At 32.0% G+C, this 13,527-nt stretch carries 13 protein-coding genes and 1 riboswitch; of the genes, 5 read left to right on the top strand and 8 right to left on the bottom strand.

Going from position 1 to position 13,527, the window contains the following annotated elements; translation table 11 throughout:
* Positions 1-186: 186 nt before the first annotated feature.
* From JG553_RS02520 to JG553_RS02510, 3 genes are all read right to left on the bottom strand, one after another.
* Entirely contained in the window at positions 187-849 is a 663-nt protein-coding gene (locus JG553_RS02520) for a potassium channel family protein (protein ID WP_000514290.1), read from the bottom strand.
* A 132-nt stretch (positions 850-981) separates the two neighbouring features.
* Positions 982-2,001, bottom strand: a complete 1,020-nt coding sequence (locus tag JG553_RS02515) for a cytochrome d ubiquinol oxidase subunit II (RefSeq protein WP_000638456.1) — start codon at positions 1,999-2,001, stop codon at positions 982-984.
* Entirely contained in the window at positions 1,998-3,359 is a 1,362-nt protein-coding gene (locus tag JG553_RS02510; RefSeq protein WP_000381849.1) for a cytochrome ubiquinol oxidase subunit I, read from the bottom strand. Before JG553_RS02510 ends, JG553_RS02515 begins: the two co-directional genes overlap by 4 nt.
* Positions 3,360-3,556: 197 nt before the next feature.
* Here JG553_RS02510 and nrdH point away from each other — a divergent pair, with 197 nt between their 5' ends.
* Positions 3,557-3,790, top strand: coding sequence for a glutaredoxin-like protein NrdH (gene nrdH, locus JG553_RS02505; RefSeq protein WP_001289614.1), 234 nt, complete (start codon positions 3,557-3,559; stop codon positions 3,788-3,790).
* Positions 3,791-4,026: 236 nt separating this feature from the next.
* Here the strand turns inward: nrdH and ptsP are convergent, their stop codons facing one another.
* From ptsP to auxA, 5 genes are all read right to left on the bottom strand, one after another.
* On the bottom strand, positions 4,027-5,745 hold the full coding sequence (gene ptsP / locus JG553_RS02500; protein WP_000040054.1) for a phosphoenolpyruvate--protein phosphotransferase: 1,719 nt from the start codon (positions 5,743-5,745) through the stop codon (positions 4,027-4,029).
* A gap of 2 nt (positions 5,746-5,747) precedes the next feature.
* On the bottom strand, positions 5,748-6,014 hold the full coding sequence (locus JG553_RS02495; protein ID WP_000437472.1) for a phosphocarrier protein HPr: 267 nt from the start codon (positions 6,012-6,014) through the stop codon (positions 5,748-5,750).
* Positions 6,015-6,167: 153 nt separating this feature from the next.
* Positions 6,168-6,710 carry a hypothetical protein gene (locus JG553_RS02490; protein WP_000505965.1) on the bottom strand — a complete coding sequence of 181 codons (543 nt, stop codon included), beginning with the start codon at positions 6,708-6,710 and terminating at the stop codon, positions 6,168-6,170.
* Between the two features lie 53 nt (positions 6,711-6,763).
* On the bottom strand, positions 6,764-7,936 hold the full coding sequence (locus JG553_RS02485) for a class I SAM-dependent rRNA methyltransferase (protein ID WP_000685079.1): 1,173 nt from the start codon (positions 7,934-7,936) through the stop codon (positions 6,764-6,766).
* A 424-nt stretch (positions 7,937-8,360) separates the two neighbouring features.
* Positions 8,361-9,656 (bottom strand): lipoteichoic acid stability factor AuxA, encoded by a 1,296-nt coding sequence (gene auxA, locus JG553_RS02480; protein WP_000009069.1) that lies wholly within the window; start codon positions 9,654-9,656, stop codon positions 8,361-8,363.
* Positions 9,657-9,807: 151 nt separating this feature from the next.
* On the opposite strand from auxA, the gene graF reads away from it, so the two are divergent.
* From graF to JG553_RS02460, 4 genes are all read left to right on the top strand, one after another.
* Positions 9,808-9,942 carry a glycopeptide resistance-associated protein GraF gene (gene graF, locus JG553_RS02475; protein WP_000064214.1) on the top strand — a complete coding sequence of 45 codons (135 nt, stop codon included), beginning with the start codon at positions 9,808-9,810 and terminating at the stop codon, positions 9,940-9,942.
* A gap of 406 nt (positions 9,943-10,348) precedes the next feature.
* Positions 10,349-10,449: riboswitch (TPP riboswitch) on the top strand.
* 76 nt (positions 10,450-10,525) lie between these two features.
* Positions 10,526-11,101, top strand: coding sequence for an ECF transporter S component (locus tag JG553_RS02470; protein WP_000033477.1), 576 nt, complete (start codon positions 10,526-10,528; stop codon positions 11,099-11,101).
* Between the two features lie 14 nt (positions 11,102-11,115).
* Positions 11,116-12,516 (top strand): ABC transporter ATP-binding protein, encoded by a 1,401-nt coding sequence (locus tag JG553_RS02465; RefSeq protein ID WP_000921968.1) that lies wholly within the window; start codon positions 11,116-11,118, stop codon positions 12,514-12,516.
* Positions 12,509-13,315, top strand: a complete 807-nt coding sequence (locus JG553_RS02460; RefSeq protein ID WP_000273253.1) for an energy-coupling factor transporter transmembrane component T family protein — start codon at positions 12,509-12,511, stop codon at positions 13,313-13,315. The genes JG553_RS02465 and JG553_RS02460 overlap by 8 nt, the downstream gene beginning before the upstream one ends.
* Positions 13,316-13,527: the final 212 nt, after the last annotated feature.

Raw genomic sequence — 13,527 nt, 5'->3', positions numbered from 1 at the left:
GCTTTTTTCAATTCTAGTCAGGGGCCCCAACATAGAGAATTTCGAAAAGAAATTCTACAGGCAATGCGAGTTGGGGTGTGGGCCCCAACAAAGAGAAATTGGATTCCCAATTTCTACAGACAATGTAAGTTGGGGTGGGACGACGAAATAAATTTTGAGAAAATATCATTTCTGTCCCACTCCCGATTATCTCGTCGCAATATTTTTTTCAAAGCGATTTAAATCATTATCATGTCCAATCATGATTAAAATATCACCTATTTCTAAATTAATATTTGGATTTGGTGAAATGATGAACTCTTTGCCTCGTTTAATTGCAATAATGTTAATTCCATATTGTGCTCTTATATCTAAATCAATGATAGACTGCCCCGCCATCTTTTCAGTTGCTTTCAATTCTACAATAGAATGCTCGTCTGCCAACTCAAGATAATCAAGTACACTTGCACTCGCAACATTATGCGCAATACGTCTACCCATATCACGCTCAGGGTGCACAACCGTATCTGCTCCAATTTTATTTAAAATCTTTGCATGATAATCATTTTGTGCTTTAGCAGTTACTTTTTTTACACCTAACTCTTTTAAAATTAAAGTCGTCAACGTACTTGATTGAATATTTTCACCAATTGCCACAATGACATGATCAAAGTTACGGATACCTAAACTTTTCATAACTGCTTCATCTGTAGTGTCTGCAACAACCGCATGAGTAGCGATATCACTATATTCATTCACTCTATTTTCATCATGGTCGATGGCCATTACATCCATGTCTAATGCATTCAACTCACGAACGATACTACCTCCAAAACGACCTAGACCGATGACTACATATTCTTTACCCATACTCGCCCTCCATTAAATGATTTTCATCAATTCATTGAAAATATAAATTTAAAATTATTATAAATGAGTACCCCAACTAAATTATCTAAATGCAGTAATGCAAGTAAATGAAAGTTGGGGTATCGTCTCAACTTATGATTTCTTTCCTTCAACATATTCTTTGTCGAAAACAAATAATCTTAATAATAATATTAACGATGGAAGTAATAAAAGTAAACCTAAAATAAAGACAATCACTAATGTCCAGCCCATTTCTGGATTAACATATGCATCTGTAATTTTTACAAACGGATATAAAAGGTATGGCAATTTACTAATTCCATAGCCAAAGAACGCGAACATCATTTGTAAAATAACAAATACAAAAGCCAAACCATGTTTTTTCTTAAAGAATGTTAACAATGAAGCTAATGCAAAGAATAAGAAACTTATACCAAACATCCACCAATAGTCAAAAACAGCTGAATAAAAATGTTCAGAATTTTGAATGCGTAATGATAGAAATACGAATAAACAAATGATAATCATCGGCGGCCCTAAAAATATGTGCCATTGTCTTGTTAAATTATATGCTGGTTCGTCATTTGCTTTTTTAGCATAATATGTCAAAAATCCTGATGAAATATATAAAACTGAAATAATTGCCAAGAATACTACAGACCAAGCAAATGGGCTTAATAATAACTGCACCCAATCTAGATCGATAACATTGTTTCGAACATTAATATAGCCACCTTCTGTAATAGTTAAAGCAGTAGATAATGAAGCTGGAATTAATAATCCACTTACCCCATACATGATCATCCATGCTAATTTTGTATCTTGACCATAATTTTCAAATGCATAAAAACTGTTTCTCAACGATATCATAATCAGTGCTATTGAACCTGGTATTAACAATACCGTGCCTAAATATTTGATTGACTCTGGAAAGAAACCTACGAATCCTACGAAGAAGAAAACAAAGAATACATTCGTAACTTCCCAAACTGGGTTTAAATAACGTGAAATTAAGTGATTAATTTTCTTTTCATCACCAGTTAACTTTGAATGCAATGCGAAGAAACCTGCCCCAAAATCTATAGAAGCAATAATGATATAGCAAAATAAAAACAACCATAACACTGTTATACCTATAAATGCATAAATCATTTTTCTATTTCTCCTCCTTGCTTCTTGGCTAAACGATTTACATCTTCATACGCCGGTTTATTTTTAAACATACGAATTAATACGTATGCACATGTATACATTAAAATGATGTACAATATGCCAAATAAAATTGTAACGAAGGTTATTCCGCCTGCTTGTGTTGCTGCTTCTGCCACGCGCATATAACCACGAACAATCCAAGGCTGTCTACCCATCTCTGTTAAGAACCATCCAAATTCTATAGCTAGCATTGAAGCTGGGCCTGTTAATAATATTCCATAAAGCATCCATTTATGAGTAGAAAACTTTCTAAGCTTTTTAAACATTAAAGTTAAGACATAAACACCTGAAATGACAAAACATAAAATTCCCATCGTTACCATTAAATCAAAGAAATAATGGACGATCATAGGCGGATGTAAACTTTTTGGAAAATCATTTAACCCTTGTACTTTAGTTTTGACACTATTATCTGCTAAGAAACTCAATAGTCCAGGTAATTCAATCGCACCTTTAACTTGCTGAGTCTTTTCATCTAACACACCAAATAATAATAATTTGGCATGGGAAGATGTATCGAAATGCCATTCATAAGCTGCTAATTTTTCAGGTTGGAATTTATGCAAAAATTTTGCAGATAAATCCCCTGCCAACATAGAAAGTAATGTTGAAAAGAATCCAACTATCATAGACATTTTCAAAGCTTTCTTATGGTAGACAGTATCTTTAGGTTGACGATTACGCAATAATTTAAAAGCTGCTATTGATGCAATAACAAATGCCATCGTCATACCGGCTGTAGTAATTACGTGAAATGATCGAACTATAAACGATGGGTTAAACATCGCTTCTATAGGTTGAACATTGACCATCTTTCCATTCTTCAACTCAAAACCTGCAGGCGTATTCATAAATGAATTCACTGAAGTAATGAAGAATGCTGAGAAAGAGCCACCAATAATTACTGGTATACTAATTAAGAAATGTGTCCATTTATTTTTAAAACGATCCCAAGTATATAAATATATACTTAAGAAAATAGCTTCAAAGAAGAACGCAAATGTTTCCATAAATAATGGAAGTGCAATAACGTGTCCACCCATTTCCATAAATGTAGGCCAAATCAATGATAATTGAAGTCCTATAATTGTACCTGTAACAACTCCCACTGCTACAGTAATTGTATAAGCTTTAGCCCATCTTTTGGCCATAGCTATATATTGAAGATCATTTTTGCGAATACCTAAAAATTCTGCAATTGCGAACATTAAAGGCATACCAACACCAATCGTTGCAAAAATGATATGAACTGCTAAAGTCATAGCTGTCAAAAACCGACTGATTTCAACTGTATCCATTTAAAAACATCACCTTTTTCTTTTTTTGATGACAACACAATGAACTTAATTATAATTGCTATAATGTGTATTTTTAAAACATTATGCGCTATGAAATTGTGTATAATTTATGTCAGTTCACAATGTGTTCACAAATTTGAATTTCAATGTATAATTGTGTATATTACATTAGAATAAAGCACGAAGGAGCATGATACATGTCAGAAATAATCGTTTATACGCAGAATGATTGTCCACCTTGTACATTTGTAAAAAATTATCTAAATGAGCATCACATTGATTTTGAAGAGAGAAATATCAACAATCAACAATATCGAAACGAAATGATAGATTTTGATGCTTTTTCAACTCCGTTTATTTTGTTGAATGGCAATCCAATGTACCATGTTGATCTTGATGAAATCAACAAAGTATTAAATATCCAAGATTAATTTTCATCTAAATCAACTTCATCATTTATAGCTATCATAAATTAAATATCGATTTTTAAATTAACTAACATTAATTAAAGAACTACATTTTGTTAATGACACATAGTTGTTTAATTAGTTAGCAACAACATTCCATTGAAATTAACATAAATCATAAAAAAGAACCCGAAGTATTCATAATTACTTACAATGAATACTTCGGGTTTATTTATAATTCTGTCTTTCGAAAGAATTAATTATTTTACGTAGTTGTTAACTAATTCAATAACTTCTTCTTGCGTTGCACAGTCGACTGCACGGTTAGCAAGTTCAGTCATTTCATTTTTACTTAAACCATTAATTTGTCTTCTTGCTTTCAGAATAGACGTTGCACTCATAGAGAACTCATCTAAACCTAAACCAAGCAATAATGGAATAGCTGTTTCATCTCCAGCCATTTCACCACACATACCTGTCCATTTACCTTCTTTATGTGACGCTTCAATAACTTGTTTAACTAAACGTAAGATTGAAGGGTTATATGGTTGGTATAGATATGATACACGCTCTGACATACGGTCAGCAGCTAATGTGTATTGAATTAAATCATTTGTACCGATACTGAAGAAATCTACTTCTTTAGCAAAGACATCAGCTAATGCTGCTGTTGCAGGTATCTCTACCATGATTCCTAATTCTATATCATCCGAAATGTCATGACCTTCATTTTTAAGGTTTTCTTTTTCTTCTAATAATATAGCTTTAGCTTCTCTAAATTCGTTAATTGTTGCAACCATTGGGAACATGATATTTAACTTACCATAAACTGATGCACGTAATAATGCACGTAGCTGTGGTCTGAAAATATCTTGTTGCGCAAGGCATAAACGAATCGCACGGTAACCTAAGAATGGATTCATTTCTTCAGGCAAGTTTAAGTATGATAATTCTTTATCTCCACCTATATCTAAAGTACGTACAACAACACGTTTACCGCCCATTGCTTCTAATACTTCTTTATAAGCTTCAAATTGTTCTTCTTCTGTAGGCATTTGGTCACGACCCATATATAAAAACTCAGTTCTATATAAGCCGATACCTTGTGCACCATTTTCAATAACACCTGGCAAATCATTAGGTGTACCAATATTTGCAGCAAGCTCTGCGTGAACACCATCAACTGTAACAGTATCAGCATCACGTAGTTTTTGTAATTCTTTCTTGTCAGCAAAATAACGCTCACGTTTATCTTGATAAGCGATTAACTCATCTTCAGTTGGATTAACGATTACATCACCATTTAATCCATCTACGATAATCATGTCGCCTTGTTTAACTTCTTGAGTAATTGATTTTGTACCAACAATTGCTGGAATTTCTAAAGAACGACTCATAATTGCAGAGTGACTTGTTCTTCCGCCAATGTTTGTAGCAAAACCTTGTACGAATTCTTTATTTAATTGAGCAGTATCAGATGGCGTTAAGTCATTCCCTACAATAACAACGCTTTCATCAATCATACTCGGATTCGGTAATTCTACACCTAAAATATGTGATAACACACGTTTAGAAACGTCGCGAATATCAGCCGCACGTTCTTTCATGTATTCGTTATCCATAGATTCAAAAATTGTAACAAATTGTGTTGTTACATCCGTTAATGCTGTAGCAGCATTAGCGTTTTCATTTTTAATCTTATCTTGGATTGGTTGAATTAATTCAGGGTCATCTAAAACTAATAAATGTGCATCAAAGATAGCAGCTTTATCAGCACCTAGTTGAACCTCTGCATTATTTCTAATTTTAGTTAACTCAACTTTAGAAGCTTCGATAGCGCTATTGAACTTTGCAACTTCTCCTTCAACATCAGTGACTTTTTCATTTTTGTCGAATGTTAAGTCTGGCTCAACTAATAAATAAGCTTTAGCAATTGCGACACCATCAGATGCGGCAATACCTTTAATTAATTTAGACATGATTATTTAGTCAATCCTTCTTTTGATAAGACGTCACTGATTGCTTGAATGGCGTCAGATTCATCACTACCGTCAGCATAAATTGTAATTTCAGCATCTTTACCAACACCAAGGCTCATAACACCCATGATTGATTTTAAGTTTACTTTCTTACCGTTATATTCTAATTGAATATCAGAATCGAATTTTGAAGCTGTTTGTACTAACATTGTTGCTGGTCTAGCGTGAATACCAGTCTCGTCGATGATTACATATGAATTTTGTTCCATAATTACATTTCTCCTTCGTATAGTTAGAATCTTCAATATTATTACAATACTAACTTAGTTTTATACATTAACTTTACCAAAACCATGCTTTAAATTCAATTCGTTTAAAACCGGTTTCAGTAAAATTTGCAAATTGCAAAACTATTATAGCACCTACATGACATTTTTAATAACATTTTCGCATTTTTGAATGTGATCTTTTCCAATTTTATTCATAAAATAGTAACTAATAGATGCAGACACAGCTTGTCCTACAACAGGAAACCATTTTGTTTGTTTTGCAGCAGTACGTTTAGCTACATCTCTAATTACAATTTTTAAAAATGCATTTGAAATTCTTTTACCAATAAATTGACTACCTTGAATTGCTGCTGCAGACATAATTCTTTCTTTCACATCATCCCCAAGGCTATTAACTTGCTTATGATCTAAACCATAAATTTTATTAACATCTTCGATAATATCTTTCATTAATTTTAAATCAACACCAAAATCTAAACCCGGAATTGGAACAACGCTCATTGTTGATGACATTAAAGACTTTCTCTTTACAATTGCTTCAGCACGTTGTCGTCTTTCTCTCAATTCTTGAATCGTCGTTGGCATTGCACCTTTTCCGTCAACATTTTCTATTTTAAAGACTGAATTACCGATTTTATTTGTTAAATTTGATGTTAAATTGTTTTTGAATCCCATAATATTATCACCCTTCTTTTTCTCAATAAGTTACTATACCCCTTTTTATCAAATTAATGTCTAATATTTACAAAAACAGCTTTTAAATATTTAGATGGCTTATAATGTGGATGCGTTTTAAAATCTTTTGGTAATCCCATAACTTCAGTTAATTCATAATCAACGCCACTCTCTTCAAGCGTCTTTTTAATAGTATTTTTAAATTGCTTTAATGGATATACACTTGCGTTTGTACATAACAATAATGTTCCTTCAGATGATAAGATATTTAAGGCGCCATTAATTAATTTGTCATAATCTTTTTGCACTGAAAATGTACGTTTTTTGTTACGCGCAAAGCTAGGTGGATCAATCACGATCGTGTCATAACTATGTCCATGTCGTGCAGCATATTTATAGAAATCAAAAGTGTCCATGACATAAATATATTGGGATTTAGGATCAATAGCATTTAATCCAAAATTTTCTTCAGTTAAACTACGAGAACGATTAGCCAAATCTACACTTGTTGTTGAAGATGCCTCACTTGCTGCTATTGCAGAAAAAGCACCTGTATAACTAAATAAGTTTAAAACATGGCGTTCTTTGGCATATTGATCCCTTAATTTCTTGCGCACTTCTTTTTGATCTAAAAAGATACCTGTCATCAAACCATCTTCAAGGTCTACATTATAAAATGTGAAGTTTTCTTCGATAACAATTGGAAACTCAGGTGCATCTCCTTCAACAAAACCACCACTATATTCGCTGTCTTTAAATCTTACTTTTTCGTAAATAGATTTATAATCAAATACTTTTCTAACCGCTTCAAGAATGGCATATTTAAATTTATAAATACCTTTTGAGTACCATTGAATCAACAAATGACCATCGTAATTGTCGATTGTTAATCCCCCAACACCATCACCTTCAGCATTAAATAATCTAAAAGCATTTGTTCCATCTATATTAAAATAATAATCACGTTCTGCTAATGCAGTATTAAACAATTTTACAAAGAAAGCTGTGTTGATTTGTTGAGCTTTATCGTATGTTAGAACCCAACCTAATCCTTTATGTTGGCGACCAACATAAGCCGTTGCGACATATTGTGATTTATCAGTCACAATTTGAAAAATATCTCCTTCTTTTAAATGATCTTGTGAATAGATATCCTCTTCTTCAATTAAAGGATATCCATTAAAATATTTTGTTTCTTTGCCTTTGTTCAGAGTTGCTATTTTCATCTGACAACTTCCTTTCTGTGTTTCGTTGTAGTTTTATATAGATTAAATTGTTTGCCAAATTTCAATATCATCTACTTCTAATCTTACTGTTGATTTTAACAAATTAGTAATTTGAATGATATATGTTAAATTTCTACAAAGGAAATACTATATATCGTTTCGCAAATTCCATAAGTCGCTTCAACTATTTACTAGTTTTCTTGATTTTACAAATGGATAACTTTTCAACTATTTTATTTGCACTAAAACTTTGTATACAATTTTCAATACTTAATTCACATCACCTGAATCAATCAAATCTAGTTACAAAAAAAGTACTATCCATAAACTTCATTGACCTGTATCTAAGTAAGTTAGAGATATATCTAACTTATAGCGTACACATCAAAATGTTTAATAGATAGTACTTTTATAATGCTTTTAATTATGGTCGCTCTCGTAATTGTAACGAATAAGAAATGATGATTGCCAATAACATTAATAGTAATGTTGGCGTAATGAACACTGAAAGTAATAGTCCATGAATCATTATATTTATAAATTCCGTTAACAATTTAAAGAATAAAATGCTCCCCATAAATAATTGTAAATAATAAAACTTACCTTTCAAGTGGAAAGTTAACGTTGTAGCGATATATGCGATAATAATGAATAACAGAATTAATAATGTAACCCATTCAATAACATATTGTGTCTGTGATAATTTCCAATCACCAGATACAAATAATGCATTACGATTATTAAATTCTAAAAATGTGAATAAAAAGATGACGACACCACAAAATAGTTCGACATACATTGGTTTAACCCATTTCGGTTTTCTCATCCAATCAGGAATATCGTCTTCTTGAATATCGATAATATCATTAACTTTCTTTTTGAATTTATCTCTTTTAGCTCTAATTTTATCTAAATCGACACTTCTTCTTGTCTTACGTGCATATTCTGTAGTCTTATCTTGGAGTTGTTTCAAGTGAATTTTAGTTTGATTCGTGACATTCCCTTTACTTGTTCTTGATAATTCTGGCTCCTCTTCACCTAATTCTTGCTTTGTTAAAGGTAAAGCTCGGCGCAAGAACAAGAAATTCCAAATAGCCATTTGACCAAGTAACCACATAATTATAAAGAAAGCATTGACACTTAAGATATCAATTGACTCTATTTCATTAGCATCAATTCTGCCATACAATGCAATTTGTGTAATTAAGTAACTTATACCATAACTCACAATTATCCACATGAAATGATTTTTTACATTTTCCTGATTCAATTCATCTTTATAGACGATATATCCTATATGAATTGTAAATGGAATAATGAAAATCACTGCAAAGAATCCATAAACTTGAGTCATTAATATAAGAGTAATAATAAAGTACATGATACCGATAACTAAGAAAAAGATAGAAATATCATAGTCATACTTAATAGTTCTAAGTAATGTATGACCAATCAACATAACTAAAATACCGAATATAATTATCACAATTGCACTAACTATAGGGAAATTACCTATAAATCGACTCATTACTTTAATAATTTCACTGAAAAATGCATTCAGAAATTCCCACACATTATGAACATGTGTATCAACTTTTTTACCACCATTTAATTGTTTAATTAATGGCAAGTTAATTAAAATAATGAGACCAGTGAAGAGTGAAACGATACCGATTAAATAGCTAAAAATAATTTCGGCGTGTTTCCTAAGAAAAGACATTATGTTCACCTCAAAATCATTATATATTAATCTAATGTTGTTGTCTTTAGATAAATGAATAAATAGTGCTATAGACTTAGAAAAGTTTAACGAAAGTACAACCGGGTAAGATTTATATATAAATAATTATCCAATTTGGGAGGAATTAATCATGTCTAATGAAAATCAAAATAAAAAAGCAGCAGAAAAAGCTAAAGAAGTTGAAGAAAAATTAAAAGATAAAAAAGAAGAAAAAACAGAAGATATTAATCAAACAAAACAAGATATCCAAGATACACTAAATTAATTTAAATCCCCTTACAACTTTTAGTTGTTAGGGGATTTTATGCATGTGCTCGGCGCATGTATCCCTCTCCTTCCTTACAACTTTTAGTTGTTAGGGGCTTTTATGCATGTGCTCGGCGCATGTATCCCTCTTCTTCCTTATAAACTATAATTCGTAAGCCATTATGCACGGGTTCTTCACTGTTGTTAAAGAGGTATGATTGATAAGTATCCCTCTTCATTTATCAGCTCAATATTATTACATGTCACATATTTTTATATCTTTAATTACTAACATTCCTACTACATCTTCAATTTAAATCCAATGCTAATATTATAAATTTTAAATCGAATTAAACGAAATTTCATGAAGACAACCTATTGACATAAGTTTACAAACGTCTTACAGTATAATTAATTAAATAAATCGCACACACTAGGGGTGTTTTATACTGAGATGAGGCTTGCCCTCAAACCCTTTGAACCTGATCTAGCTTGAACTAGCGTAGGAAAGTGTTACTATACATATGTTTTACTAATATATATTGTGAACGCATAACTTTCCTATGGATGGTTGTGCGTTTTTTTATTAGGAGGATGTAAAAATGTCAAAAGGTTTAAAGCTATCTGAAATACTAGTAACCGTACTTATTTCAGTAGTATTCGCAGTTATTTACAATTTATGGTGGTTTGTTTACAATGGTGTGCAAGCTACAGGCCTTCACCTCGAACAATTAACAAACGGGGTTTGGTTCATGGCAGCGATTGTCTGCTATCTAATTATTCCAAAACCAGGTATTGCTTTACTGGCTGAATTTGCTGCAGGTGCCGGCGAAACTATCATTATGGGTCGTTTCGATATTCCGACAATCGTTTACGCTTTTATACAAGGTTTAGCGTGTGAACTTGTCTTTGCAATTTTTAAATATCAATCACGTTCAGTTATGGTAGCTATGTTAGCAGGTTTTTGTACAGCAATCGCGGCTTTCCCGATAGATTATTTCTATGGTTATTTAAATGAAGTTGCAGGTTGGAACTTAACATTATTCATCGTATTTAGATTAATTAGTGGTGCAGTAGTCGCCGGCGTCCTATCTTACCTTTTAGTAAAAGCTTTAGATAAGACAGGCGTAACAAAATTATTTAGACCAGCTGCTAAAGAAGATTACGACAACTTATAAGAGGAGCATTCAGAGTGTTAAAAGTAAGTGATTTACGATTAAAATATCCAAGTGGTCAACGTAAAATTTTCGATCATTTAAATATCACTATTCAAGACAAAGAAAAAGTACTTTTACTCGGTCCTTCTGGTTGCGGTAAAAGTACACTTCTGAATGTATTAAGTGGTATTGTTCCTAATTTAATTGAATTACCTATGAAATATGATGAACTAATCGTTGACCCATTAAGTGGCGTTATTTTCCAAGACCCTGATAGCCAGTTTTGTATGCCAAAAGTATACGAAGAACTTGCATTCGTTTTAGAAAATAGACAATTACCACGTGAAGACATGGATGCGTTAATTATCAATGCTTTAAATATGGTCAATTTAAATGTTACCCCTGAAACGTATATCAAAGATTTAAGTGGCGGGATGAAACAGAAATTGGCAATTGTTGAAACCATTCTTCAACAATCAAAAACATTGTTTTTAGATGAACCGACAGCAATGTTAGATGTTCAAGCAACAGAAGATTTATGGACTAAACTAATTGAACTTTGGGAAGATCAAACGGTTGTAATCGTTGAACATAAAGTTAAACACATCTGGAATCATGTCGACCGCGTCATTTTGATGGATTATAACGGAAATATCATTGCCGATGAATGTCCTGAAATCATATTACAGAAGTATGTTCATTTACTCAGTGAATATGGTGTGTGGCATCCACGTGCATGGGAATTCGCACCAAGTCGTGTTGACTTTCCAACAACAAACTCACACTTATTACAATTTAAAAATGGACGTATTATTCGCGGTAAATCAACATTGCTCTCATTCTCAGATTTAGAAATTGGTCTAGGTGAGTGGATTACAATTACAGGGGCAAATGGTAGTGGTAAAACAACCTTGCTTGAATCAATTATGCAATTGATTAAATATCAAGGTGATGTTTATTTTGAAAATCAGCGTTTAACAAAAATTAAACATGCAGCAAAACACATGTACCTAGTTTATCAAAACCCAGAATTACAATTTATAACAAATTCGGTTTATGATGAAATTAACATTCATTTTAATCACCTTTCTAAAGATCAAAGTGATGATGAAACGATACAACTTTTAAAACTTTTAGATTTACAAAATGTAAAAGATCAACATCCTTATGAGTTGTCTATTGGTCAAAAACGACGCCTTAGCGTAGCTACCGCACTAAGTTCTAAAGCTGATATTATCTTTTTAGATGAACCGACATTTGGACTTGATAGCCATAATACATTCCAGTTGATCAAACTTTTCCAAAAGCGAATTAATTTGGGACAAAGTATTGTCATGGTTACACATGACGATGAAATAATTGAACGTTATCCATCAAGAAGACTTAAAATTTCAGATGGTGCGTTACTAGATTGTGATGGTGATACGAATGTATGAGCAATGGAAAGTTCGGCAATCATTTGTTGATGATGTCAACATTATAACGAAACTATTTCTTGGAATTATACTATTTTTCTTTATTATATTTGTGCATAATTTCGATTTTATGCTTTATATCACTATCTTAATGTTAGTTTTCTTATTGATGTTTAATGGTACTCAGTTTAAAATTACAGCAATTTTTATAACTATAAGTATTGGCTTTGCATTACTCTCTTCCCTGTTCATGATTTTATACGGGAATGGTAGCCATACAATTTTGAAATTCGGATTTATCCATATTACAACAGAAAGTTTAGTTCGTGGTTTACATGTATCATTAAGAACCATTGCTATTTCATTTTTCGGTATCTTAATCGCACTTACATCTCAGGTTGTCATGATATTTTATAGTTTAATGCAACATTTAAAGGTTAAATCAAAAGTTGCTTATGCATTCATGGCTGCCATTCGTATGATACCTTTAATGATTAGTTCTTTAATACAGCTTCGCAGATCTTTAAAAATGCGCTATCAGATGATAGACGCGGCAAATTATAGAGGGTTAAAGCGATTTAAGCATTTAATTATACCTCTATTAAGCCAAAATATTAGAAAGGCACATCAATTATCAGTTGCGATGGAGTCGAAAGGATTTAGAGATGGTCCTCGTACTTACTATTACAACGTACCTTTCTCATATAAAGATATAATCTTTATTATAGTTTTAATTGCCATTATTACTATGGCATATTATTGTTCAATCACCTTACCCATCACGGGCATAGATGATGTTCGTCTTGGTCGTGTAGGTTAAATTTTATCCATAATTGTATAGATACTAAATTAGAAATTCATTGTATAGAAAAAGAAAACCATTTATTCCATACTAAACAAAAGAGGTGCCACAAACATGTTATTTTGTTCATCCAAACATGTTGTGGCGCCTCTTTTGTATTACATATGCATAATCACAAATTTGGTACAGAAATCAATGTCCTAGACTCTACAACTAAAAAAGCTATGAAA

This window comes from Staphylococcus sp. T93, assembly GCF_016743875.1.
Classification (GTDB): domain Bacteria; phylum Bacillota; class Bacilli; order Staphylococcales; family Staphylococcaceae; genus Staphylococcus; species Staphylococcus aureus.
Note: the sequence above shows the minus strand (reverse complement) of the source record. Positions and strands in the feature narration are given on the sequence as shown.

Bases quoted from the DNA above. Each gene is read 5' to 3' on its own strand.
- JG553_RS02520 (WP_000514290.1), bottom strand. From the start codon at position 849: ATGGGTAAAGAATATGTAGTCATCGGTCTAGGTCGTTTTGGAGGTAGT.
- JG553_RS02515 (WP_000638456.1), bottom strand. From the start codon at position 2,001: ATGATTTATGCATTTATAGGTATAACAGTGTTATGGTTGTTTTTATTT.
- JG553_RS02510 (WP_000381849.1), bottom strand. From the start codon at position 3,359: ATGGATACAGTTGAAATCAGTCGGTTTTTGACAGCTATGACTTTAGCA.
- nrdH (WP_001289614.1), top strand. From the start codon at position 3,557: ATGTCAGAAATAATCGTTTATACGCAGAATGATTGTCCACCTTGTACA.
- ptsP (WP_000040054.1), bottom strand. From the start codon at position 5,745: ATGTCTAAATTAATTAAAGGTATTGCCGCATCTGATGGTGTCGCAATT.
- JG553_RS02495 (WP_000437472.1), bottom strand. From the start codon at position 6,014: ATGGAACAAAATTCATATGTAATCATCGACGAGACTGGTATTCACGCT.
- JG553_RS02490 (WP_000505965.1), bottom strand. From the start codon at position 6,710: ATGGGATTCAAAAACAATTTAACATCAAATTTAACAAATAAAATCGGT.
- JG553_RS02485 (WP_000685079.1), bottom strand. From the start codon at position 7,936: ATGAAAATAGCAACTCTGAACAAAGGCAAAGAAACAAAATATTTTAAT.
- auxA (WP_000009069.1), bottom strand. From the start codon at position 9,656: ATGTCTTTTCTTAGGAAACACGCCGAAATTATTTTTAGCTATTTAATC.
- graF (WP_000064214.1), top strand. From the start codon at position 9,808: ATGTCTAATGAAAATCAAAATAAAAAAGCAGCAGAAAAAGCTAAAGAA.
- JG553_RS02470 (WP_000033477.1), top strand. From the start codon at position 10,526: ATGTCAAAAGGTTTAAAGCTATCTGAAATACTAGTAACCGTACTTATT.
- JG553_RS02460 (WP_000273253.1), top strand. From the start codon at position 12,509: ATGTATGAGCAATGGAAAGTTCGGCAATCATTTGTTGATGATGTCAAC.